Genomic DNA, 22827 nt, shown 5'->3' with positions numbered 1-22827 from the left:
GCCCGCCCCCGGCCCACCGCCGCCGCCCAGGCAGCCGCCGGTGACCATGTACCTGCACTTCCCGTTCGTCACGGTGCCCATCCCGATCAACCCGCCGCCGCCCCCGCCGGGCCCATAGGACGTGGCCAGCACGTGGCGCACGCGCTCGGCTGGGCGCACACTGGCAATGACGGCACGCACTCCAAGGAGGTCGGATGGGCGAGCACGGTGGGTTCGGATTCGACCCCGATGAGTTCGATCGAATGATCCGCGAAGGCAGCGAGGGGCTGCGCGACGTGTTCGAGCGCGTCAGCAGGTTCGTCGCCGCCCCCGGTGCCCGGGCGGGCTGGTCAACGATTTTCGAGGACCTGTCGCGGCGCCCCCGCCCCGCGCCCGAGACCGCCGGCGAGGCCGGGGACGGCGTGTGGGCCATCTACACCGTGGACGCCGACGGCGGCGCGCACGTCGAACAGGTCTATGCGACCGAACTCGACGCGTTGCGGGCGAACAAGGACAACCTCGACCCGCAACGCAAAGTGCGTTTCCTGCCCTATGGCATCGCGGTCAGCGTCCTCGACGACGATTCCGAAGAGCCTTCGTAGCAGGCGTTTTCGGCTCAGCCCCGCGCGACGACGTTCGAGTCACCGGAGTTGCTGATCTTGGGTGTGCCCGAGCGGTAGGTGACCTTGTTGTTGAAGCCCGACGCGGTGATGCTGTCGACCGCCTCGATGGTGATGGCGTTTTGCACGCCGGAGACCGAGAGGCTGGTGCAATGCCCGCTGATCGTCACCGTGTTGGAAACGCCGCTGACGCTGACGATGTTGTCGTTGCAGGCGATGGTCCGGTTCTCGTTGACGCCGGCGACGCTGAGCCGGGTGCCGCGCGGTGCGGTGGGTGAGGCCGACGGCGACGTTCGCCGCGAGGCCGACGGGGCCGGGCTCGTCGAGACGCTCGGCGGCGCGGTGATAAAAGACTTCACCCCCGAAATCTGGTGTGCGGCAAAGGCCGCGATGCCTCCCGCCAGCGCGACCACGCCGACGGCGACGACGGTGCCCACGATCCACCACGCGCGGTTGCTCGAGGGGCGGTGTGGGGGCGGTCCGGGAACGGGACCGCCGAAGGTCCACGGGAGCGGTGGTGGCGGGGCGCCCGGGGCGGACGGTGGATGACCCTGGCCGGCGGGCGCGGAGCTGGCCTGCTCTGAGGCCCACGCCGACTCGGCGAGCGGGCGCTCGAGTTCCCGGATCCGCTCTTCCGGGTCATCGTTTGCTGCCATGCATTGAATATGCCATTCGCTTCTGCGGTTTCGGCCCGTTCGGTAGTTTTGGGGATCGTGCCCGATTTGCCGAACCGCCAGGTGTTGTTGCGTCGTCGTCCCTCCGGGCTCGTCCGGCCGGACGACACGGAAGTGGTCACCGCCGCCGCACCCGAACCCGCCGCGGGGGAGGCGCTGCTGCGCACCACCTACGTCGGCATCGACGCGGCCGCCCGCACCTGGCTCGACGACCAGCCCAGCTACCTTCCGCCGGTGCAGCTGGGTGAGGTCATACGCGCGGCCGGCATCGGCGAGGTGGTCGCGTCGCGTTGTGACGCCTTTGCCGTCGGCGACGTCGTCACCACCCTGACCGGCTTTCAGGAGTACGTGATCATCCGCGACGACGTGTTCAGCACGCCGATCCCGGGCGAGGACGACCAGCTGGCGATCATGTCGGTATACGGGCCGACCGGCGCCACCGCCTATTTCGGGATGACCGACATCGGCCGACCGCAGCCCGGGGAGACGGTCGTGGTGTCGGCGGCCGCCGGGGCCACCGGATCGGTCGCCGGGCAAATCGCGAAGATCGCCGGCGCCCGGGTGGTGGGCATCGCGGGCGGCGCGGAGAAATGCCGGGCGGTGGTGGAGGACTTCGGGTTCGACGCGTGCATCGACTACAAGAACGACGACATCGCGGCGGCACTCAAAAAGCATTGCCCGCAACGGGTCGACGTCTACTTCGACAACGTGGGCGGGCCCATCCTCAACGCCGTGCTGGGCCGGCTGGCGCCCCGCGCGCGTGTGGTGCTGTGCGGCGTCATCTCCAGCTACCTGACCGGCGATCACCCGGGGCCGGCAAACTATGTGAACCTGTTGTCCAAGACCGCCCTGATGCAGGGCTTCAACGCGCTGGATCAGTGGGGCCGCTTCGACGAGGCGTTCGCCGCGCTGCGTGGCTGGGAGGCCGCGGGCCGACTTCACCACCGGCAGACCATTTTTGAGGGCATCGAGTCGTGTGTCGATGCCCTCAACGGCCTGTTCACCGGCGTCAACGTCGGCAAGACGCTGGTCAAAATCAGCGAACCCGGCGCGCGCTGAGGCAGAAGGATGCGGCGCACCCCCACCGCGTGGTTTTATAACACCGTTTGCGAGAGTTGCCTGGGGAGATCGCGCCGGGCTTGACGAGCCGGCTTTCAACGATGGGTGGTTTGTAGATGGATCGTCGCAGCATGATGTTGATGTCGGGGCTCGGCATGCTGGGGGCTGCGATGCGCTTGCCGGGCGCCTGGGCCACCCCGTCGGCGCCGCAGGCGCCACCGTCGGCCGGCGGCGGGCCCTACATCTTCGCCGACGAGTTCGACGGGCCCGCGGGCTCGGCGCCCGATCCGGGCAAGTGGACGGTCCAGACCTGGCAGGACGACGTGTTCCCGCCGGTGGAGGGGATCTACCGCGACGACCGCCGAAACGTGTTCCAGGATGGCAATTCCAACCTCGTCCTGTGCGCCACCCAGGAGATGGGCACCTACTACAGCGGCAAGCTGCGCGGCAACTTCCGCAGCATGATCAACCAGACCTGGGAGGCGCGGATCAAGCTGGACTGCTTGACCCCCGGCCTGTGGCCCTCGTTCTGGGGCGTCAACGAGGACCCACTGCCCGACGGCGAGGTCGACATCTTCGAGTGGTACGGCAACGGCAACTGGGCCCCCGGGACCACGGTGCACGCGGCGTCCAACGGGAAGACCTGGGAGGGCAGGTCGATTCCCGGCCTGGTCGACGGCAACTGGCACACCTGGCGAATGCACTGGGGCGAAGAGGGATTCGAGTTCTTCCGGGACGGGGCGCAGTACTACAAGGTGCCCAACAAGCCCATCCACGTCGCCGGCGGCGCCCCCGACGACTTCCGGTGGCCGTTCAACAACCCCGGCTACTGGATGACCCCGATGTTCACGCTCGCCGTCGGCGGGGTGGGCGCCGGCGACCCCGCCGCGGGTGTCTTCCCGGCGTCCATGCTCATCGACTACCTCCGCATCTGGTAGCCGTCACGTCAATTGTTCGAAGTGGCTTTGAGCACCTGAACCAGGTTGAACTGCCACCGCTCGACCAGCCGGAAGCCCAGGTCGTGCGGCACCGCGAACGCCGGGGTCGCCCCGTACCGCGGGCCCGGCGGCAGCGCCGCGCCCCGCTCGTGCGCCGGCTGCGACGGGTCGGCCTGGGTGATGATCCAGACGACGCCGCAGTGGCTCAACGGTTTGGCGACGACCTCGGGGATGAGGTTGGTGTCGAAGACGTCGCTGCGGTCGGTCGCGCGTTGCCACAGCGTCAGGTCGACCAGCGTGCGATAGGCATCCGGGCGCGCCGCCAGCAACGGACGCATGGGTGCCGGCATGAACGTCACCGTGTCGTTCACCAGCAGGCAATCACCCGGCGCCGCCTGCGCGGTGATCAGGTCGGCCACCTGACTGTAGTCCATGCCGTATTTGGCATACGGGTTGCGCTGCACCCGAACATAATTCGGCGCGGCAGCCACGGCGAAAAGACCGACGAGCGCCGCGGTCACCCACGGCCTGGCGGCCACCGCGCCCGCGCAGGCGCCCAGGACCAGCGCCATCGCCGGAGCGGTGAAGGACAGGTAGCGGGGCGTGTAGATCGGGTGAACCAGCGCCGAATAGGTCACGATCGCGGCGGTCGGGATGACCAGCCATCCCGCCGCGAGAACCAACAGCTCCCGTTCTGATTGCGCCAACCGCGCGGATCGGCTGAGCCACAACACGATCGCCGCGCACATCAGCAGCGCCGATAGTATGGCGAACGGCGGGCTTCGTTCGAAATACTGCTGGATCAGCACGTCTTCGATGGTGCGGTGACCGATCGGGGCGACCCAGCTGATCTGGTGTGCCTGCCCGGCGACCGTGAGCAGGAACGGCAGCACGGCTCCGACCGCCACGCCCGAGGCAATAACGAAGCCCGCCAACACCGTTCGGCTCCGGTGGAAGACGCCGACGAAAACGCCGTACGCCGCCAGCAGCAGCGCGAGGTATGCGTCGAGCACAATCGATAAGGCAAGCGCGACACCGTAAGTCAGCCACAGCCACCGGGTGTCGCGTCGCGCGGCATAGACGAGCAGGACGGTCAGCCACACGGCGGCCGTCATCGACATGGCATAGGGGCGGGCTTCGATGCCCGCCCAGGTGGTCCGCGGCAAGATCGCGCAGAACACGCCGGAGGCCACCGCGACGGTCCGTGACGAGAACTGCTTGCCCAACACGACGATGCCGGCGGCCGCGCCCCCCGCCGCCAGGCCACTGGGCGCGCGGGACCAGAACTCGGTGGGCGGAAAGATCTGAAACCACCCGTGCATGAGCAGGTAGTACAGGCCGTGGACGGCATCGACATTGCCCAGCATGTGGAACATCTGGGCCAGCGAACGGCTGTAGGAGGCCGAGATGGTCGCGGCCTCGTCGTACCAGAAGGAGGGCCGGGCGGCCCCGGCCATGCTCACCGCGACGGCCAGCACCGCGACGATCAACGGGTCCAGTGCGGCCACTGCGGCCGGTCGGCGGCCGCCAAGCACGCCGGGGCTGAACACACCGCTATGTTGCCAGAAGCGAACCGGGGCGATCGGCGGACTCAGTCCCTTTATTCGAACGTATGATCGATCAATGGGACCGCTCGCGTCGATCGGGTACAACGGGCAGCCGGTCCGTAGCCCGTTTCGGGTGCTCCGGCCGCCGCTCGCCGTGCTTGTCGACCTGACGGTGCTTTTCCCGCGTGAGCCGCACCGCTCGGGGCGCTATCAGCCCAACGGCCTGCAGCTGCACAAGGTCGTCGAGGGGTGGCTGAGCTGCTGGGCCCTGTGCGAGCAGGGCGATTGGTGGGGCCTGGTGACCTATCCCGTCGCCTACGGATCCCAGCGCCGGACCGTGACGCACTGGGTGCCGGCCTGGACGTTGCGCCGCAAAGGCTGACTGCGCGGGCGGCCCGCCAATGCGATGATTGCTGCCCGTGGAAGCAAGTTGGGCGTCGGTCCTGAGCAAGCTCATCGCGTTGGCGGCGGTCATTGCGCTGTCACCGATCACGGTCATCCCCGCGGTGCTGGTGCTGCACGCGCCCCGGCCGCGCCCGGCCAGCCTCGCCTTTCTCGGCGGCTGGCTGCTGGGGCTGGTCGGTTTCACCGCCGCGTTCGTCGCCGGCTCGGAACTGCTCAGTGGCTTTCATGCGACCCCGCCGAAATGGGCGTCGTGGGTGCGCCTGGTCTTCGGGGTGGCGCTCCTGGCGCTGGCGGCGTTTCATTGGTTCACCCGGCACCGCAATCGCAGCATGCCGCGCTGGATGCGTTCGTTTTCCACGCTCTCTCCGGTGCGCGCCGGTGTGGTGGGAGCGGCCCTGGTGCCGCTGCGGCCCGAGGTTCTCATCCTGTGCGCGGCGGCCGGTTTGGCCGTCGGCAACAGCAGCCTGAGCGCCGGCGCCGAGTTGGTCGCGGCCGCGATCTTCGTCGTCGTCGCCGCGTCGACGGTGGCCTTCCCGATCCTGGCCTACGTGGGCGCCGGTGACCGCCTCGAGGGAACCCTGGAACGTCTCAAAGCCTGGATGGAAGCCAACCACGACGCGATGCTGGCCGTGATCCTGTTCCTGATCGGGTTGATCGTGCTCTACAACGGGATTCGCGCGCTGGCCTGACCCGGGTTCGGCCGACTACGGCGCGTTTCGGCGTCACTTCGGCGCGGCGATGGGAGGATGCCGCCCATGGCAGGAAGCTGGGGCACCGTGTTGACCGGGCTGGTTCCGCTCGGTCTGGTCATCTCGCTGTCGCCGCTCACGGTCATCCCGGCGGTGCTGGTGCTTCAGGCGCCGCGGCCGCGGCCGAGCAGCCTTGCGTTTCTGGGCGGCTGGCTGCTCAGCCTGGCCGCGCTGACGGCACTGTCGGTCACGGCCTCCGGCCTGCTCGGCGGCTTGGACAAGGCGCCGCCGCGGTGGTCGTCGTGGCTGCGGGTGGTGCTGGGGGCGGCGCTGATCGTGTTCGGTGTTGTCCGGTGGCTCAAGCGGAACGGCCAGGCTGGGTCACCGGCGTGGATGCGATCGTTCGCCAACATCACCCCGGCCCGTGCCGGGACCACCGGGGCGGTGCTGGTCGTGGTGCGACCGGATGTGGCGCTCATCTGCATCCCGGCCGGATTGGGCATCGGCACCAGCGGGCTCGGCGCCGCCGGCGACTGGGTGGCCGCCGCGTTCTTCGTTGCCATCGCGGCGTCGAGCGTCGCGATCCCGATCCTGGCGTACGCGGTCGCCGGCAGCCGCCTCGACGACACGCTGGCACGCCTCAAGGAGTGGATGGACCGCAACAACGCCGCCCTGCTCGCCGCGGTCCTGGTGGTGATCGGCGCGATGGTGCTCTACCACGGGATTCACGCCCTGTAGCCACCGTCGGCCAGACCAGCGTCCTCTTCGAGCCTGTTGGTCGCGCCAAAGGCCAACTCGCGGAACAGTTCCCGACCGTAGCCGGCGAGCATGCCCAGATAGCCCCGAGCCGCCCATTGCGCGGCGTGCCGCTCTTCGTGGTGCAACACCCGGTCCAGCTCCAGGCGGCTGCAGCCCGGCGCGCCGTGCCCGTCGAGGCACCAGGCGTGCCCGGAGCGCACGATTCGGCGCAGTTGTTCTGCCGGGTCGGCAAGCCTGCCCAGGTTCACCAGGAAGATGTCACCCCAGGTGGTGCCGCCGCGCTGGGTATACAGCCGCTGGATCCAGTTGCCGCCCAGCCCCATCAGCATGCCGTTGGGCGTGGTGACCAGACGCCCGCCGTTGCGGTGCACGAACGGGACGTCGCGGGTGTAGCTCCAGCTGTTTGCCTGCTGCCGCAGGCGGATTCGCGTCACCTCGGTGGCGCAGTACGGGGTGGCCGGAAAGTCGGTCGGCCGCTTGCCCGCCGCGCCGTAGTCGGTGCCCGCGTTCAGGATGTAGGTCATCAGCGCCGCCGCGCGGGCGTCGTCCCCGCGGGTGCCCGGCGGCAGCAGGAAGAAGGATTGGCCGGCCGGGTCCTCGATCTCCACCATCCTCGTGAGGACCGCGAAGCTGGTGCGGGTGATGTCGTGTCGGCGGGTGATCTCGGCGACCGCGCGCGGGGGCACGCCGCGGCGTTCGGCGTTTTCCCGCCATCTCGTGGAATAGCCCTGTGCGTCCATATCTTTCCGGTCCATTGTTATCCATGGTTAGGGTGGAGCGAATGAAGAGGCGGCCCTGGCGACGCGCGCGCGGCATCAGACAGATCACCCGAGGACTGGGCACGCTGGATCGAGAACTGTTCGACGCGATCGCCGAGACGGACACTCCGCTGCTGGACGCGGTCATGCCGCCGCTGACGCGGGCGGCCGACCATTCCAAGCTGTGGTTGGCCATCGGCGCCGCCCTGCTCGCCACCGGCAGGCAAAGCGCGCAGCGCGGCGCCACCCGCGGGGTGGTGACGCTGGCCGCCACCAGCTTGGTCACCAACCAGTTCGCCAAGCGCATCCGGCGGCGCCCGCGCCCCGGCTACGACTTGGTGCCCTTGATCAGGCAGGTTCGCCGCCGGCCGACGTCGAATTCCCTGCCGTCGGGACACTCCGCCAGCGCCGCCGCGTTCGCCGTCGGGGTGGGTTTGGAGAACCCGCCGCTGGGCTTCGGGCTGGCGCTGCTGGCCGGGCTGGTGGGTCTGTCGCGGGTGGCGACCGGCGCGCACTACCCGGGCGACGTCATCGCCGGGTTCGGGATCGGCTCCGGCCTGGCGGTGCTGGGCGGCCGGCTGGTCCCGCCGATCGTCGAAACGGCCCTTCCGCGAACTGAACCGCTGCGCGTCGCGGCACCGCAGCGGCCCGACGGCGCCGGGGTGGTCCTGGTCATCAACCCGGAGTCGGGCAGCGGCACCGGAGCTCGCGTCGTCGACGAGGTGCGCGCCGAGCTGCCGAGGGTCGACATCCGCGAACTGGGTCCCGACGACGACCCGGTGGAGGTCTTGCGCGGCGCGGCCGCCGGCGCCGAGGTGCTGGCGGTGGGCGGCGGCGACGGCACCGTGGCGGCCGCCGCGGGGGTGGCCATCGACGCCGGGCTCCCGTTGGCGGTCTTTCCCGCCGGCACGTTCAACCACTTCGCCAAGGACATCGGCTGCGACACCGTGGCCAAGACGGTCGACGCGATCCGGAGCGGCAGCGTGGCGTACGTGGACCTGGTGTGCCTCAACGACGCTCAGATGGTCCTCAACACCGCCAGCATCGGCGCCTACCCGGCCTTCGTGCGGCGGCGCGAAAAACTCGAGAAACGCGTCGGCAAGCCCCTGGCCGGCCTCTACGCGATGCTGCGCACGCTGCGCAAAGAAGAGCCGGTGCGCATCCGCTACGACAACAAGACCCTGCTGACTTCGCTGTTCTTCCTTGGTAATTCGCTGTACCTGCCCACCGGCTTCGCGCCGTCGCGGCGGATCCGCATGGATGACGGGCTCATCGACGTCCGGATCCTGGAAGCGGGCCGGCCGTGGGCCAGGACCCGGATTCTGACCGCGCTGGCGCTGGGCCGGCTCGAACGCAGCCCGCTCTACCACGAGTTGCAGGTGCCCGAATTCAGCTTCAACGCCGTCGACGGCCCCACGGCCGTTGCCCGCGACGGCGAGGTCGGCAACCGCTACGACGACGCCAGCTTCATTACGAAATACCGGATTCTTCCGGTGTTTCGTCCGCTTGCCGGTGTGGGGCCCCCTCGGTGAGGTCGCGCACCTGCGCGTAGCGCGCCGCCACCTCGGGTGAGGGGGCGGCGGTGTATTCGTCCACCGGTGGCGGATTCCACGCGGGTGGTTGCGGCGAGCCGCTCAGCGCCCACGCCGCCTGCCGCGCCGCGCCCGCCGCGACGTACTGCGCCGGGGCGGGCGCCAGCACCGGCATGCCGAACACCGCGGGCGCTATCTCGCGCAGCGCCCTGGATTGCGCGCCGCCGCCGACCAGCAGGATGCGGCGCGCGACGACGCCGTGTGCGGCCAGATGTGCGACGCCGTCGGCGAGCGAGCACAGCAGTCCCTCCACCGCGGCCCTGGCCAGGTTGGCCGAGGTCGCGTTGGAGACCCGCAGGCCGTGCAAGGCTCCAGTTGCATTGGGCCGGTTAGGGCTTCGCTCGCCCTCGAGGTAAGGGACCATGACCAGTCCGTCGCTGCCCGGCGGTGCCGACAGCGCGAGCCGGGACAGCTCGTCGTGGCCGACTCGCAGCATGGCGGCGGCCGCGTCGAGTACCCGCGCGCCGTTGAGGGTGCACACCAGCGGCAGGTAGCGCCCGGTGCCGTCGGCGAATCCGGCGACGAACCCGGCGTCGTCGCGGACCGGATCGGCGGTGACGGCGGCCACCACCCCCGATGTGCCGATCGAGACGATCACGTCGCCCTCTTCGGCCCCCAGGCCCAGCGCCGCGGCGGCGTTGTCCCCGAGGCCCGCACCGAACGTCGTTGCGCCACTGGCGATGCCGCCCGACGGGCTCAGGACGGTAGGGAGGTGCGGGTGGCGTCCGCGCAGGGCCAGCTCCAGCAGATCGACGCGGTAGTCGCCTGCCGCGGCGTCGTAGTAGCCGGTGCCGCTGGCGTCGCTGCGATCGGTGGTCAACGCCGCGATGTCGGCGTCGCCGCGTAGCCGCCACGTCAGCCAGTCGTGGGGAAGGCAGACCGCCGCGGTGCGGTCCGCGTGGCGTGGCTCGTGGTCGGCGAGCCAGCGCAACTTCGCCACGGTGATCGCGGCCAGCGGCACCACGCCCACGGCGTGGGCCCACGCCCGCGCTCCACCCAGCTCGCGCACGAGTGCCTGCGCGGCGTCGGCCGAGCGCACGTCGTTCCACAGCAGCGCCGGGCGCACCACCCGACCGGTCCGGTCCAGGCACACCATGCCGTGCTGCTGCGCGCCGACGGCCAGAGCGTCGACGCCGTCCAGCCCACCCGCGGCCGCGATGGCGTCGTGTGTGGCAGATTCCCATGCGGTTGGGGAGATTTCGGTACCGGTCGGGTGGACGGCCTGGCCCTCGCGGACCACCTCTCCGGTGGCGGCGTCACACACCAGCACCTTGCAGGATTGGGTCGAGGAGTCGATCCCGGCGACCAACGTCATGGTTCGTCGGCTCCGATCAGCGCCCGCAAGGTGGCCTGCGCGCCGCGCCGGTGCAGGCAGTCCAGCGCCCACAGGTAGGCCTCGCGGAAGCGCGGCGCGTCGACGAGGTCACCGAATAGCGAACGGTTGGCCAGAAACGCGTCCGGCTTGTCGGATTGGGAGCGGGCGATGGGAACCAGCGTGTCCGCCAGCCGGTCCACCACCTCGATCGGTCGGCCCTGTTCGTCGACACCCTCGGCGTACCGGGCCCAGCTCGCGACGATCGCCGCGGACAGCCGCACCGGACCGCCGGTGCGCAGATTGTCATGCACGACGGGCAGCAGCCATTTCGGGATGCGGTCCGAGGAGTCGGCGCACAGCCGGGCGACTGTGTCGCGCACGTAGGCGTTGGCGAAGCGGGGGAGGAGTTCGCTGCGGAACTCGGCCAGGCCCGGGATGCGTATCAGTGTCGGCATGGCCTCCGAATCCAGGTAGCGGGCAAGGAATTCGGCGATCACCGGATCCTGGGCGGCCTGGTGCACCAGCCGATACCCGGCCAAATGCGCGAAATAGCACAGGCCCTGATGGCCGGCATTGAGCAGGCGCAGCTTCATCGCCTCGTACGGCGCGACGTCGTCGACGAGCTGGACGCCGGCCCGGTCCAGGGGTGGCCGCCCGGCGGCGAAGTCGTCCTCGATCGCCCACATGGCGAACGGTTCGGCCACCACGGGCCGGTCGTCGCGCACGCCGTATTCGGAGTCCAGCCGCTCCACCACGTCGGGTGTGGTCACCGGCGTGATCCGGTCCACCATCGAGTTGGGGAAGCTCGTCTTCTCGCGCATCCAGTGCGCGAGTTCGGGATTGATCTGCTCCGCGTAGGACGTAAAGGCGCGCCGCGCCACGTCTCCGTTCCCGATGATGTTGTCGCACGACACGATGGTCGGGGAGGCCAGGCCGCGCGCCCGGCGCCGGTCGCACGCCTGCGCCACCAGTCCGAACACGGCGCTCATGGGCGGCTGGTAACCGCCCTCGGTGATGGTGAGCGAGATGATCCGGGTGGCCGGATCGGCGAGCAGCTCGATGACCGATTCGGGATCCTCAGGCGCATAACGGAAGTCGACGATGGATCCGATGATTCGGGGTTCTCGGGTGCCGTCGGGGTGTTCGAGGATCAGCGTGTACAGGTGATCCTGGCCGCGCATCGCGTCGCGCATCTGCTGGTCACCCGGCAGCACGCCGACACCGCAGATACCCCAGTCCTGGGCGAGCCCGGCGTTGAGCAGGCGATCGATGTACATGGCCTGGTGGGCGCGGTGAAATCCACCCACACCGAAATGCGCTATGCCGATGCCGATTTGGCTGCGGTCATAGGTCGGGACGGGAATGTCGAGACCGCTCAGGTTCCGTGCGTTCAGCTTCACTCGAGTGTCACCTTAGCGCGGAGTCCGCCGCGGCTAGCTCAGCGCTAGGCGTTTGGACACAGATCGCGCAACGCGAAGATCACCACGTCGGCGGCCTGTCGACCGTTGATCCCGCCGGTGCCCTGGTCGGCGTCGGAGCGTTGCAGCGCCAGCGCCTCCAGCTGCTGGGGAGAAGCCCCCCAGGAAAGCTGCTGGCATACTTCCGCGCCCATCTGCAACAGCGCGTCGTCGCCGCCATCGACGGCGTGAATGCCGGCGTTGTGCAGGTCGTCGAGAAAGGCCGCCTCGTCGGCTCGCGCCGGTCCGGCCCAGATGACCCCGGCGAACAGAAGTGGACCAACCGTCAGCGCCGCGCCCATGAACCGGGCGTCCAGCCCGCGTGCCTCCATCCAACCTTCTCCCCGTGTCTGCCCCCGATGCAGATGATGCACCTTTACACACAAGCGCATCATCGGCCGTGCAGAAAATTCGGAGGATGGACGGTCGGCAAAGACTAGCCGACGCCGCCGCGCGGCGCGCGGGAACTCAGATCAGCGTGACTAGCTCGGGCACAGGTCACGGACGGCGTAGACGACGATGTCGCCGGCCTGTTGCGGACTGAGCCCACCATTGCCCTGCCGTTCGCTAGAACGCTGCAGCGCCAAGCCCTCGAGCTGCGCGGGCGGGGCACCCCACGATATTTGCTGGCAGATGTTCAGGCCCGCCTCCAACAGCGCCGCGTCGCCGCCGGTTACGGCGTGGATCCCATCCTTGTGCATGTCATTGAGAAAGCTGGCCGCGTCGGCCTGCGCGGGGCTGGCCCAGACGAGGCCGGCGAGAAGCGGGGCACCGAACAGCGCCGAGGCGATGAAACCGGCAGCTAGACGACGTCGTGACATAAGCCCTTCCCCTTCGTCTGTCATCGGTTGCTCTCACGGTGTTCACCTCTATGTAACCTCCTGGACAAGATTTGTGCACCCAATTTTCGCTGTGAATGACCTGCGGAAAAATAAAGTCCGCGGGATTTGAAGTCGGGCGCTGGCGCGACGGGGGACGCCGACGGGGCCGCCGACCCGGAGCCCGCTATCGCCCGGACGGCGTGCCGGCACGACCCGCCGCGCGGGGCGCTGCGCCCAGGACTATTGGCGCAGCTCAGGAATGTCTTCTGGCAAACTTCCGATCCGTGACACCGTTGTGACGTCACCATTTGGAAACGGCGCGGTGCGGCGTGGCTTGTGTCGCGTGTCGGCTGCTGACAATTGGCCCGGTCGTGAAAAGACGGCCTCGGTACGGCTAGGCGGGCCTGCTGCACTGATTGACTGCGGAAATAGCTGAGCGTGAATAAAGGAGAGTTGAAGCTGATGGCGATCGTCGATCGGTTCAACATGAAGGTAGTTGCCGGCGCTGGGTTGTGCGGAGCAGCTATAGCGTTGAGCCCCGGCGCGGCGGCCGCCCCGCTGATTACGGGCGGCCACGCGTGCATCCAGGGGCAAGCGGGCGATGCGGCGCCGGCCGCCGGAGGCCCCGTGGCCGCGGGCGCACCGGCGGACATGTGCGCGGCGCCGCTCACTGACATGTCCGGTGTGCCCATGGCCGTGCCCGGGCCGGTGCCGCTCGGTGCCCCGGTGCCCATCGTGCCTCCGCTGCCCCTTGCGCCGCCCGTGCCGATAGTGCCTCCGGTGCCGGTGGTGCCCGCTGGGGCGCCCCTGATTGCCCTGGGCGGGCCGGTGGCGGCTGGAGCTCCGCTGGAGGCCGCCGCCCCGATCATCGACATGTCTGGGGTGAAGGACGCGCCGACCGGTCCGGCGCCCGCCGGCGGGCCGGTCCCCGGTGAGCCGGTTCGGCCCGGACCGTCGAGCTGACGTCAACGCTCTTTCCGTGTCGGGCGGGCCCGCTGGTTTTCCTACCAGCGGGCCCATTCCGTTGCGCGAGTGGGCGAGCTCAAACGGCAGCGCGATGAAAAGCGTGTGCCCCAACACAATCGAAGCTCCGCACCCGTCCTGCATGTGGGTGCGGAGCTTCGAGCTTCGTGAAGATTGGCCGCTGCTAGTCCTGCACGATCACCGGGTCGCCGACGTTGACGTGGTTGTAGTACCACTCGGCGTCATCGGGGCTCAGGCTGATGCAGCCATGGCTGACGTTCTCGAGTCCCAGTGAGGGGACGGCCCAGGGGGCCGAATGCACGAACAGGCCGCGGCTGGTGATGCGGACGGCGTGATTGACCGTGAGCAGGTAGCCGTTGGGATCGTCGACGGGGATGCCGACGCTGCTCGAATCCATGGTCACCGCGGGCTCTTTGGAGAGCACGGTGTACGAGCCGACCGGTGTCGCGTATTCCGGCCTGCCCAGCGAAGCCGGCATCACGCCCTGCTCCCCGAAGTGCGGCCGATGGTGCGGCGCCGGGAGTTGAGTCGGCGGTCCCGCCTCGACTCCGTCGATGCTCACGGTGAACGTGTGCTGCGAGACGCTGGCCACCCCGATGACCGCGGGACCCGTTGTGATCTCCGAGGTCGCCTGGCCCACCGTCAGCGCAATGGTGCTGTGCGCCGGCCAGTATCGATCGGGCACCCACTGCACAACCTTGTTGTCGAGCCATTCGAACTTGCCGGTCATCGCGGGGGTCGACTTGACCTTGACGGCACGCTCGGCCGCGCGCCGGTCGGCTGAGGTGGTTACGGGCGCGCCGAACGTCACCACCACGGGGTGCGCCACACCCACCACCTCGCCGCGCGTCGGCGAAACCGACGCGATGGCAGGCCCCTGCGACAGGTGGGCCGACGCCAGGCTCACACCGGCCGGCGCCACGACCACACCGGCAGTAACCCCGACGACCGCAACAACACACCGAACACCTGTCCGCATGGCCTCAATTCCCTTTTAACTGACATCGTTGCAATAGGGATGATAAATGGCTGCTGACCTGCGGAAGCGCAACGGCACGTGGATATTTGGGCACGCCTCGGTCACGTTTTGGCTACGGCGGGTTTCGTTCAATGCTGATCGCCGCACCGTGTCTGCGAAGTTCTCCATGGTGGGCAACCAGCTAACGACCGTTCGCGGGGGCGGCGGCCTCGACAACCGTGCAAACCCATTGGACCAATCCAGGTTTGGTGCTCTCACAACCTCGCGATTCCGCGGAGGATCTTCATGAAGGGCAATGCGCTGGACAGCCCGCGGCTGAGTTTGGGCTGGATGGTGCTCATGTTGAGCAGTGTGGGATACCGGACACCATGATCGCGGTAGGTGGCGAGCTGATCGAGGACCTCGTCGGGTGTTCCGCTGAGTAGGCATCGGCGCATCAAAGCCCGCGGTACCGCATCGATGTGGGCGAGCGTCGTCGCCTCGTCGAGTAGCTGCGGCAGGATGTCCTGATAGCCGGTGCATCCCTCTCCCATCGGATGACGGGCGCCATGCTCGGCCCATTCCACATCCGGGAGAAGGAGGGCATACGTGCGGGCGGGCACTGACTCCAAGGCGTCGTCGACCTCGGCCGTACTGCGCCCGGTCACGACGAACTGCGTGATCGCGGCGACGATGGAGTACGGATCCCGGTTGGCGTCGTCGGCGGCCGCCCGAACCTGTTCCAACCCGATTGCGTACCGTTCGGGGTTAACGATCGCCACTGGGAACCACCCGTCGGCGTAGCGACCCGTCGCCCGCAACATCCGCGGTCCGTGCGAGGCCACCCAGATCTGCGGCCGTTTGCCTTTCACGGGAGGCAAGGTGAAAATCGCGTTGCGCAGGGGGAACCATTCCGAATCTCGATTCACCAACTGCCCGTTGGAGTTCCACAGCGCACGGATCGTCGCCAGCCCCTCCTCGAATCTGGCCACCGGCTTGGACCAGTCCACCCCGTATGGCTCGTTGCCTTCGCGTTCCCCGGTTCCGATCCCGAGGACCGCGCGGCCCCGGGTCATCAGGTGCAGCGTCGCCGCGGCCTGCGCCGTCACGGCCGGATTCCGGCGGCCGGTGTCGGTCACGCAGGTGCCCAGTCGCATCCGGTTGAAACGATGCCGGCCGGCGAGGTGCCCGAGCGTCGTCCACGGCTCCAGGAATGCGTCCGCATCGGGCGCCAGTCGGGCTATCCCGCTGTACTTCGGCGTCATCACCGCTCGCGGCAAAAAGGCATTGAGATGGTCGGGCAGCCAGTACGAATCAGCACCGGTCAGCTTCGCAGTCCGATAACCCATTTCGGCCGCCGCCGTCGGCCCGAACCGGCTATGCAGTGGCGCTTCGACGACACCGAACTTCACTGCCTCACCCCCCGGTTAACGCGACGGAAGACCGCATGGTTGCCAGCGTTGAGACTTAACAGCGGTCGTGGCCCTAGCGCCGGCATGGGCAGCCGCGCCGTGGGTGCCGTATCACGCCGCCAACGCTATGTAGGGCCGAGCAAACGGGACTAGCCATCGCGCGCGGTTCTGTGGCCAGACTGCGCATGACACGCCAATCGCCGTGGCGTCGCCTCGAGCAAGGAAGAGATTCGGTGCCCGGGCCGCGCTGCCCAGCATGTGGAAAGCGTTGCCGGTGGTGAGACGTGGAGCCGATGACGGGAATCGAACCCGCGTATTCAGCTTGGGAAGCTGATGTTCTGCCATTGAACTACATCGGCACGGTCGCCTCAGCAGGCTAGCATCCAGCGGCAGGCGCGCTCACCCGCGCGGGGGCCTGACCTCTGCCTACCTCCCGATTAAGAGCGCGCACGCGAAATCTAAGACGCCTATCTAACTATTCTCATAACGCTGATATTTATTATTTCGTTATCGCAACGTAATGTGCTCCGGGTGGGTCGGCACGAATTAGCCAGGAAGCGGCGTAAGCCATCAGTGGCCCTGGCAGCGGTGCTCGCCCCCGCGGCGGTGTTCTTCGCGGTCTCCGGAGACGTTCATCCATTGGCTGCCCAGCCGGCGCCAAAACCCGTTATCAGCGACGTCGCCCCCTGTTGCGTGCAAATCGTGACAGCCGCGGCGAAGCGGCCCGCTAAAGGACTCGATGACGGCCAGCCCACCGCCGCATCGCGCTACCACAGACAATCGCGTTTCTTGCCGGTCGGCCTTGCGGCGGAGCAGGGGCTACAGGTCCGGACGATCTTGGTCGAGCGCAGCATCAGCGCGGAGTTCCCCCAGATCCACGAGATCGGTGGGGTGCGGCCGGATCCGCTGCCCTGGCATCCCCGGGGGTTGGCGCTTGATGTCATGATTCCCGACCCCGGCAGCGCCGAGGGCATCGCTCTGGGCAACGCGATCGTCGCCTACGTGATGCAGAACGCCGCGCGGTTCGGGATCCAGGATGCGATCTGGCGGGGCGTCTACTACACGCCGGGCGGATCGCAAGCCAGCCGGCTCGGCCATTACGACCATGTCCACGTCACGACACTCGGGGGCGGATATCCGACCGGCGGGGAGGTCTATCTCCGCTGAGCCCGTTCAGCAGCAGATAGGCTCGTCGCGTGTTGCTCTCCGATCGCGACCTCAGGGCTGAAATCACCGCCGGCCGGTTGGGCATCGACCCGTTCGACGACGCCCTGGTGCAGCCGTCCAGCATCGACGTTCGCCTTGACTGCATGTTCCGGGTGTTCAACAACACCCGCTACACCCACATCGACCCGGCGAAGCAACAGGACGAGCTGACCACCTTGGTCGAACCCGCCGAGGGGGAGCCGTTCGTGCTGCATCCCGGCGAGTTCGTGCTGGGCTCGACGCTGGAGCTCATCACCTTGCCCGAGGACCTCGCGGGACGGCTGGAGGGCAAGTCGTCGCTGGGCCGCCTCGGCCTGCTGACGCACTCGACCGCCGGGTTCATCGATCCCGGGTTCAGCGGTCACATCACCCTCGAGCTGTCCAACGTCGCGAACCTGCCGATCACGCTGTGGCCGGGCATGAAGATCGGTCAGCTGTGTATCCTGCGGCTGACCAGCCCGGCCGAACATCCTTACGGCAGTTCGCGAGTGGGGTCGAAGTACCAGGGCCAGCGAGGGCCCACACCCTCGCGCTCCTATCAGAACTTCATATCGTCTACATAGGTTCTGTGGGGCCCGCTCGCCCCCGTTCTGCGCGATACTTAGGTAGCCGTAGTTTTTACCTCCGCCTGGCCGTGGTTTAGCGTGCAATGCCTTTGGAGGGGTTGTATTGGATATCGTGCTCGGGGTGTCGATGGCACCGTCGTCGATCCAAATGGTTGTCGTGCAAGGCGAATACGCCGACGGCGCCACGGTGGAAGAGGACGCGATCGACGTCACCGCCGCCGATGGCGCAGCGACCGCGAGCGCGCCCGACCGCGTGATCTCGGCGATTTTGGGCACCCGCGAGGGCGCGGCCGATGCCGGCCTCGAGTTGTCATCCATCGGGGTGACGTGGACCGATCAACTCGAAGCGGCCGCCTTGCGCGACGCGCTGACCGCTCACCGGCTCGACAATGTGATGCTGGTCTCGGCGTTTCTTGCGGCGGCGGCGCTGGCGCAAAACGTCGGCGGCGCAATGGGGTACGAACGCACCGCCGTGCTGTTGGTGGAGCCCGACACCGCGACGTTGGCCGTCGTCGAGACCTCCGACGGTTCCATCCCGGATGTTTACAAGCAGCAGATCCGCGCCGAATCCTACGGCGCCGCCGCCGAGCAACTCGGCGCGATGGTCGCCGGGCTGCAGAAGCTGGAATCACTACCGGGCGGGCTGTTCGTCGTCGGCTCGGGCATCGATGTCGCGCCGTTGACGTCGGTCTTGCAGTCGACGACATGCCTCGACGTGAGTGTGGCCGAGGAGCCGGACATGGCGCTGGCCCGCGGGGCCGCACTGGCGTCGGCGAACGCCCCGCTGTTTGCCTCCTCAACCGCTGCGCTGGCCTATGCGCAAGACCCCGGTACCGGCGCGGTCGACCAGCACTCCCTGCCCGAATACCTCTATGTTCCCTTCGGTCCGCAGGCCGCCGGTGACGACGAGCTCGCCTACAGCGCGGTGGGGGATGAGGATGCCGACTCGCCGACCGTTGTCATCGAACGGCTGTTCCTTCCCGAAGCGAGTCAGCCGCAGCGGCGGCCGGCCTTGCTGGTCGGTAGCGGGTTGGCGGTAGCCGGCATCAGCGCGGTGCTGGCGCTCGAGATCGCGTTGGCGATCGGCATCCGCACGACGGGAACCGTCGCTTTGCAGCCGACCCCGAACCAACACCTGATCGTTCCCACCGAGCAGGCCCCGGTACCGGTGCAGGCGTCCGTACCGGAGCCGAAGATCAGCCTGCCGGCCCCGGTGGCCGCGCCGAAACCGTTGAACCCCCCGGTCGCCGCGCCGCTGCCGGCGGTTCCGCCGCCGGCGGCCCCTCCCCTTCCCGCGGCCCCGCCGGTGATTCCGGTTCCCGTTGTCGTTCCCCCGGTTCCGGTTCCGGTGCCGGTCCGCATCCCGATCCCGAATCCCGTTGTGAGGCCGCCGCTGTTCGAGGCCCCGCCGCGAGTTCCGGTCCCTCAACCGGTGCTGCCCCAACCGCCGGCACACATTCCTCAGCCGCCGACGCCCCCGAAGGTGGGCGGCACGGTTCCGCAGTCGCCGCCGCACCAAACGTCTCCCGGTGAAGGCACCCCGCCCAAGCCGAGCGCTCCGGGCAACTCCGGCGGCGGCCACGTTCCCACTCCCGGTTCCGGTGGCACGGGTGGCTCAGGTGGTGGGCATGTTCCGACGCCTGGCTCGGGTGGCTCTGGTGGTGGGCATGTTCCGACGCCTGGCTCGGGTGGCTCTGGTGGTGGCCACGTTCCGACTCCCGGTTCTGGTGGCTCTGGTGGTGGCCACGTGCCCACGCCGGGTTCCGGTGGCTCGGGTGGTGGCCACGTGCCCACGCCGGGTTCCGGTGGCTCGGGTGGCGGCCACGTTCCGACGCCGGGTTCGGGTGGTGGGCACGTTCCGACACCGGGTTCGGGTGGCGGTCATGTACCGAAGCCTGGTGGGGGCGGTCCGGGCGGACTTGGCGGCGGGCACGCTTCTGCCCCCGGCGGCGGGCTTGGCGGTGGCCACGCTCCTGCTCCCGGAGGCGGCTTCGGCGGCGGTCATAGTGGCGGCGGATTTGGCGGCGGCCACGCTCCGGCACCTAGCGGCGGCGGAGGCTTCGGCGGCGGGCACAGCGGCGGTGGCTTGGGCGGCTTTGGCGGCGGCCACAGCGGTGGTGGCTTTGGCGGCGGCCACACCGGCGGAGGCTTCGGCGGCGGCCACGGCGGCGGCGGCTTTGGCGGCGGCCACGGCGGCGGCGGCGGCCACAAATAGTCTCGATTTGCCGAACCTCCCTGCAGCAAGCGGCCACGGGCACCGGCAACGCAGCACGCTAGGGTGGCGTCGCGAAGCCCCCATGCGGTGCCAGCGCAGCTGTCCTGGCACAGCACGGCAACCACGCGTTGGACATTTGGAGGAGCGGTGGAAGTCGTACTCGGCGTGTCGATGGCACCTGAGACAGTCCGCATGGTGCTGGTCGAAGGTGCGGCCGCCGGCGGGGTGACCGTCGATCAGGACGGCTTCGACGTCGTCGGCAACCCGACCCCGGCTGCCGCCGCCAATCACATCGTCGCGGCCATTCTCGGCACCCGCGACAGCGCGGCACAGGGCGGCTACCAGCTCAAGTCGAGCGGGGTGAGCTGGACCGACCCAGCCAAGGCGGCGGCCCTGCGAGATGTGTTGGCGGCCCGCAGAATTGAGAACGTGATGCTGGTCTCGGCGGTGATGGCCGCCGCGGCGCTGGCGCAGGCGATGGGCAGCGCGACCAATTGGGCCCGCACCGCGTTGCTGCTCGTCGAGCCCACCAGCGCGACCCTGGCGATCGTCGACACGTCCGACGGGACGGTCACCGACGTGCATCGGCACCCACTGCCCGGCCGCGACGACGTCGCGCTGGCGAAGCTGACCGCGATGGTCTCGGGCGCCGAATCGATGAGGGCGCAACCCGAGGGAGTGGTCCTGGTCGGCCCGGACGTGGACATCCCGTTGATCATGCCAACGCTCGAGGCTGCGACGTCGCTCTCGGTGACCACTCCCGAGGAACCCGAGATGGCGCTGGCCCGAGGCGCCTCGCTGGCCGCGGCGAACGCGCGGTTGGGTGCGCCGCGGACGATCACGATGCCTTCCGCGCGGATTTCCTCGACCGCGGCGGCCGGGTACGCCCACGACCCCGAAGCGCGCAGCACCCCGTCGCGCGACCGGCACAGCCGAAAGTCGGTGGCCACGGTCGTCGGCGTGATGGCCATTTTTGTCACCGGCTTCGTGGCGTTGTCGCTGGCACTGGTCTTCGGCAGCCGCCCGCACGTGGACCAGCCACCGGACGTCAGCACCAACGTCGTCGCTCCGGAGAATCCGCCGCCCCCGAACGCCGGCCCGCCGGGGCCGCCGCCGCCCTCGGCCTCCGCGGCGGAGACGCCCGCAGCACCGCCGTCGCCTGCTGCGCCGTCACCGCAATCCGGCGACCACGAACACTGGGACGACTGGCTGCAACGCCACTTGGACCCCGGAATCCCGGCCCCTTAGCCCGGTCCCGGCCCACCCCCCGACCGCCGATCACGCGTAAAATCGGGGCACTAGGGGAATAACGGTGGGGACTCAGCGATGTCGCACGCCATCATTTCTAGCGACGACGACGCCCTCACCGTGAATGGCTAGCAACCGACTATTGGAGGAGCTTTGGACACCGTACTTGGTGTGTCGATGGCCCCGACCGCAGTCCGGATGGTGCTGGTCGAGGGGGAAAACGGCGACGGTGCCACTGTCGATGAAGACAATTTCGACGTCACGACGGCCGCTGATGCAGCAACTGTCACCGCCTCCGACCAGGTAGTCTCTGCCATCTTGGGGACGCGTCAGGGCGCAGCAGAGGGCGGCTACCAACTGGCGTCGACCGGAGTCACGTTCACCGACCCGGTCGAGGCGGCCGCGCTGCGCGACAAGCTCGCCGCCCACAAGGTCGAAAATGTGATGCTGGTCTCGGCCTTCCTGGCCGCGGCCGCGCTGGCCCAGGCCGTCGGCCACCGGACCAACTACGCGCAGACCGCGCTGCTGTACATCGAGCCCGACACCGCGACGCTCGCGATCGTCGACAGCGCCGACGGATCCATCGCCGACGTCCGGCGCCAAGTCCTCCCCGACGATGACGAGGCGGCGGTGGCCGAGCTGACTCGGATGGTCTCCGGCGCGGAGAATATGGAAAGCCGGCCGGACGCGGTGTTCGTCGTCGGCTCCGGCATCGACGTCCCGCTGATCAAGCCCGCGCTGGAGGCGGCGACGACCCTTCCGTTGACGGCGGCCGAGGAGCCGGAGACGGCGCTGGCCCGCGGCGCGGCCCTGGCGTCGGCGCATGCCCCGCTGTTCGCGTCGTCCACCGCCGCGCTGGCGTACGCGCAGGACCCGGGCACCGGGGCGATCAACCCGCTCGCCGTGGCACCCGGCTACTTCGATGCTCCCGAGGACGCCGGCGCGGATGCCCTGGCGTACAGCGCCGTGCCCGACGACCCCGACGAGTTCTATACGGGAACGCAGACCGCCGCCACCGAGCTCGTCGGCGCGGACTATCGCGGCCGCAGCTCGTTCAAGTTGGTGGGCAGCGCGGTGGCGGCCGTCTTCGTCATCGGCGTGGTGGCGCTGGTCGTGTCACTGGCCATCGCCATCCGTCCGACGGCCAACGTGCGGCCCAGTCCGAACGAGAACGTCGTCGTCGCGCCCACCCGGCCCGCTCCGGCGCCCGCGGCTCCGGCTCCCGTGCAGGCCCCCGCGGCTCCCGCGCCCGCGCCGAAGGCACCGGCCCCGGCGCCCGCTCCAGAGGCTCCCGCCCCAGCGGCCCCGGCGCCGGCGCCGATCCCGGTTCCGGCGGCCCCGCCACCCGCACCGCCGCAGGTGGCACCCGTCCCGGTGCCGATCCCGCTGCCGATACCCGGCATCGGTGGACCGCCCGGCATCGGTGGACCGCCCGGCGGCGGCTGGGGACCCGGCCGCGGTGGAGGCCACGGGGACCACGACGGCGGCGGCTTCCCCGGCGGGCCGCGCGGCGGCTTCGGCGGCGGCCATGGCCGCGGCGGATTCGGCGGCGGTGGCCCGCACATCAACATTCCGGGCATCCCCGGGATTTAATACGCGGGGGCAGCGGCGGCCACCCGTCATCT

At 69.1% G+C, this 22827-nt stretch carries 22 protein-coding genes and 1 tRNA gene; 13 read left to right on the top strand and 10 right to left on the bottom strand.

Annotated features, from left to right (window positions below; genetic code table 11):
- Positions 1 to 194: 194 nt before the first annotated feature.
- Positions 195 to 581: a hypothetical protein gene (locus A5775_RS21055; RefSeq protein WP_067256669.1), complete on the top strand. Its 387-nt coding sequence runs from the start codon at positions 195 to 197 to the stop codon at positions 579 to 581.
- 14 nt (positions 582 to 595) lie between these two features.
- Here the strand turns inward: A5775_RS21055 and A5775_RS21050 are convergent, their stop codons facing one another.
- A complete protein-coding gene (locus A5775_RS21050) occupies positions 596 to 1255 on the bottom strand; it encodes a DUF3060 domain-containing protein (protein WP_067256666.1) in 660 nt (219 codons plus the stop codon).
- Between the two features lie 57 nt (positions 1256 to 1312).
- On the opposite strand from A5775_RS21050, the gene A5775_RS21045 reads away from it, so the two are divergent.
- Entirely contained in the window at positions 1313 to 2332 is a 1020-nt protein-coding gene (locus tag A5775_RS21045) for an NADP-dependent oxidoreductase (RefSeq protein ID WP_197512796.1), read from the top strand.
- A 116-nt stretch (positions 2333 to 2448) separates the two neighbouring features.
- Positions 2449 to 3270 (top strand): family 16 glycosylhydrolase, encoded by an 822-nt coding sequence (locus A5775_RS21040; protein ID WP_067256661.1) that lies wholly within the window; start codon positions 2449 to 2451, stop codon positions 3268 to 3270.
- A gap of 8 nt (positions 3271 to 3278) precedes the next feature.
- Here A5775_RS21040 and A5775_RS21035 read toward each other — a convergent pair whose 3' ends face one another.
- Entirely contained in the window at positions 3279 to 4820 is a 1542-nt protein-coding gene (locus tag A5775_RS21035) for a glycosyltransferase family 39 protein (RefSeq protein ID WP_067256659.1), read from the bottom strand.
- A gap of 73 nt (positions 4821 to 4893) precedes the next feature.
- On the opposite strand from A5775_RS21035, the gene A5775_RS21030 reads away from it, so the two are divergent.
- From A5775_RS21030 to A5775_RS21020, 3 genes are all read left to right on the top strand, one after another.
- Positions 4894 to 5199 (top strand): hypothetical protein, encoded by a 306-nt coding sequence (locus A5775_RS21030; protein WP_067256656.1) that lies wholly within the window; start codon positions 4894 to 4896, stop codon positions 5197 to 5199.
- A 37-nt stretch (positions 5200 to 5236) separates the two neighbouring features.
- Positions 5237 to 5911: a GAP family protein gene (locus A5775_RS21025; protein WP_067256654.1), complete on the top strand. Its 675-nt coding sequence runs from the start codon at positions 5237 to 5239 to the stop codon at positions 5909 to 5911.
- A 66-nt stretch (positions 5912 to 5977) separates the two neighbouring features.
- Complete coding sequence (locus A5775_RS21020; RefSeq protein WP_067256652.1) at positions 5978 to 6649, top strand: GAP family protein; 672 nt, start codon at positions 5978 to 5980, stop codon at positions 6647 to 6649.
- Here A5775_RS21020 and A5775_RS21015 read toward each other — a convergent pair.
- The gene (locus A5775_RS21015) at positions 6637 to 7410 is read right to left on the bottom strand and encodes a hypothetical protein (protein ID WP_067256688.1); all 774 of its coding nucleotides are present in this window, start codon (positions 7408 to 7410) and stop codon (positions 6637 to 6639) included. The two genes, A5775_RS21020 and A5775_RS21015, sit on opposite strands and share 13 nt — an antisense overlap.
- A gap of 41 nt (positions 7411 to 7451) precedes the next feature.
- Between A5775_RS21015 and A5775_RS21010 the strand changes: the two genes are divergently transcribed.
- Positions 7452 to 8960, top strand: coding sequence for a bifunctional phosphatase PAP2/diacylglycerol kinase family protein (locus A5775_RS21010; RefSeq protein WP_067256650.1), 1509 nt, complete (start codon positions 7452 to 7454; stop codon positions 8958 to 8960).
- Here A5775_RS21010 and A5775_RS21005 read toward each other — a convergent pair.
- The 4 genes from A5775_RS21005 to A5775_RS20990 all read right to left on the bottom strand — a co-directional run bounded on the left by A5775_RS21005 (position 8899) and on the right by A5775_RS20990 (position 12613).
- Positions 8899 to 10335 carry an FGGY family carbohydrate kinase gene (locus A5775_RS21005; RefSeq protein ID WP_067256648.1) on the bottom strand — a complete coding sequence of 479 codons (1437 nt, stop codon included), beginning with the start codon at positions 10333 to 10335 and terminating at the stop codon, positions 8899 to 8901. The two genes, A5775_RS21010 and A5775_RS21005, sit on opposite strands and share 62 nt — an antisense overlap.
- Positions 10332 to 11735 carry a mannitol dehydrogenase family protein gene (locus A5775_RS21000; protein WP_067256646.1) on the bottom strand — a complete coding sequence of 468 codons (1404 nt, stop codon included), beginning with the start codon at positions 11733 to 11735 and terminating at the stop codon, positions 10332 to 10334. The genes A5775_RS21005 and A5775_RS21000 overlap by 4 nt, the downstream gene beginning before the upstream one ends.
- Before the next feature lie 44 nt (positions 11736 to 11779).
- Entirely contained in the window at positions 11780 to 12094 is a 315-nt protein-coding gene (locus A5775_RS20995; RefSeq protein WP_197512802.1) for a DUF732 domain-containing protein, read from the bottom strand.
- A 180-nt stretch (positions 12095 to 12274) separates the two neighbouring features.
- Complete coding sequence (locus A5775_RS20990; protein WP_067256642.1) at positions 12275 to 12613, bottom strand: DUF732 domain-containing protein; 339 nt, start codon at positions 12611 to 12613, stop codon at positions 12275 to 12277.
- Between the two features lie 462 nt (positions 12614 to 13075).
- Here A5775_RS20990 and A5775_RS20985 point away from each other — a divergent pair, with 462 nt between their 5' ends.
- Positions 13076 to 13576: a hypothetical protein gene (locus A5775_RS20985; RefSeq protein ID WP_197512795.1), complete on the top strand. Its 501-nt coding sequence runs from the start codon at positions 13076 to 13078 to the stop codon at positions 13574 to 13576.
- A gap of 184 nt (positions 13577 to 13760) precedes the next feature.
- Here the strand turns inward: A5775_RS20985 and A5775_RS20980 are convergent, their stop codons facing one another.
- The 3 genes from A5775_RS20980 to A5775_RS20970 form a co-directional block, all read right to left on the bottom strand.
- Entirely contained in the window at positions 13761 to 14576 is an 816-nt protein-coding gene (locus A5775_RS20980) for a L,D-transpeptidase (RefSeq protein WP_067256640.1), read from the bottom strand.
- A gap of 254 nt (positions 14577 to 14830) precedes the next feature.
- Complete coding sequence (locus A5775_RS20975) at positions 14831 to 15967, bottom strand: LLM class flavin-dependent oxidoreductase (RefSeq protein ID WP_067256639.1); 1137 nt, start codon at positions 15965 to 15967, stop codon at positions 14831 to 14833.
- 285 nt (positions 15968 to 16252) lie between these two features.
- Positions 16253 to 16326 (bottom strand) — tRNA-Gly (locus A5775_RS20970).
- Between the two features lie 172 nt (positions 16327 to 16498).
- On the opposite strand from A5775_RS20970, the gene A5775_RS20965 reads away from it, so the two are divergent.
- The 5 genes from A5775_RS20965 (at position 16499) to A5775_RS20945 (ending at position 22795) form a co-directional block, all read left to right on the top strand.
- Positions 16499 to 17134 (top strand): hypothetical protein, encoded by a 636-nt coding sequence (locus A5775_RS20965; protein ID WP_197512793.1) that lies wholly within the window; start codon positions 16499 to 16501, stop codon positions 17132 to 17134.
- A gap of 29 nt (positions 17135 to 17163) precedes the next feature.
- A complete protein-coding gene (gene dcd, locus A5775_RS20960; protein ID WP_067256633.1) occupies positions 17164 to 17736 on the top strand; it encodes a dCTP deaminase in 573 nt (190 codons plus the stop codon).
- Between the two features lie 106 nt (positions 17737 to 17842).
- Positions 17843 to 19954, top strand: coding sequence for a hypothetical protein (locus tag A5775_RS25740; RefSeq protein WP_067256631.1), 2112 nt, complete (start codon positions 17843 to 17845; stop codon positions 19952 to 19954).
- A gap of 147 nt (positions 19955 to 20101) precedes the next feature.
- Positions 20102 to 21202, top strand: coding sequence for a hypothetical protein (locus A5775_RS20950; RefSeq protein WP_067256629.1), 1101 nt, complete (start codon positions 20102 to 20104; stop codon positions 21200 to 21202).
- Positions 21203 to 21379: 177 nt separating this feature from the next.
- The gene (locus A5775_RS20945; RefSeq protein WP_231995235.1) at positions 21380 to 22795 is read left to right on the top strand and encodes a hypothetical protein; all 1416 of its coding nucleotides are present in this window, start codon (positions 21380 to 21382) and stop codon (positions 22793 to 22795) included.
- Positions 22796 to 22827: the final 32 nt, after the last annotated feature.

This window comes from Mycobacterium sp. 852002-10029_SCH5224772 (genome assembly GCF_001667315.1).
In the GTDB taxonomy this organism is placed as follows: Bacteria; Actinomycetota; Actinomycetes; order Mycobacteriales; family Mycobacteriaceae; genus Mycobacterium.
The sequence above is the reverse complement of the archived record's forward strand: the minus strand, read 5'-3'. Positions and strand labels throughout refer to the sequence as shown.

Bases quoted from the DNA above. Each gene is read 5' to 3' on its own strand.
- A5775_RS21005 (WP_067256648.1), bottom strand. From the start codon at position 10,335: ATGACGTTGGTCGCCGGGATCGACTCCTCGACCCAATCCTGCAAGGTG.
- A5775_RS20985 (WP_197512795.1), top strand. From the start codon at position 13,076: ATGGCGATCGTCGATCGGTTCAACATGAAGGTAGTTGCCGGCGCTGGG.
- A5775_RS21015 (WP_067256688.1), bottom strand. From the start codon at position 7,410: ATGGACGCACAGGGCTATTCCACGAGATGGCGGGAAAACGCCGAACGC.
- A5775_RS21020 (WP_067256652.1), top strand. From the start codon at position 5,978: ATGGCAGGAAGCTGGGGCACCGTGTTGACCGGGCTGGTTCCGCTCGGT.
- A5775_RS21010 (WP_067256650.1), top strand. From the start codon at position 7,452: ATGAAGAGGCGGCCCTGGCGACGCGCGCGCGGCATCAGACAGATCACC.
- A5775_RS20980 (WP_067256640.1), bottom strand. From the start codon at position 14,576: ATGCGGACAGGTGTTCGGTGTGTTGTTGCGGTCGTCGGGGTTACTGCC.
- A5775_RS20990 (WP_067256642.1), bottom strand. From the start codon at position 12,613: ATGTCACGACGTCGTCTAGCTGCCGGTTTCATCGCCTCGGCGCTGTTC.
- A5775_RS20945 (WP_231995235.1), top strand. From the start codon at position 21,380: ATGGCCCCGACCGCAGTCCGGATGGTGCTGGTCGAGGGGGAAAACGGC.
- A5775_RS21055 (WP_067256669.1), top strand. From the start codon at position 195: ATGGGCGAGCACGGTGGGTTCGGATTCGACCCCGATGAGTTCGATCGA.
- A5775_RS21050 (WP_067256666.1), bottom strand. From the start codon at position 1,255: ATGGCAGCAAACGATGACCCGGAAGAGCGGATCCGGGAACTCGAGCGC.
- A5775_RS21030 (WP_067256656.1), top strand. From the start codon at position 4,894: ATGGGACCGCTCGCGTCGATCGGGTACAACGGGCAGCCGGTCCGTAGC.
- A5775_RS20995 (WP_197512802.1), bottom strand. From the start codon at position 12,094: ATGGGCGCGGCGCTGACGGTTGGTCCACTTCTGTTCGCCGGGGTCATC.
- A5775_RS21040 (WP_067256661.1), top strand. From the start codon at position 2,449: ATGGATCGTCGCAGCATGATGTTGATGTCGGGGCTCGGCATGCTGGGG.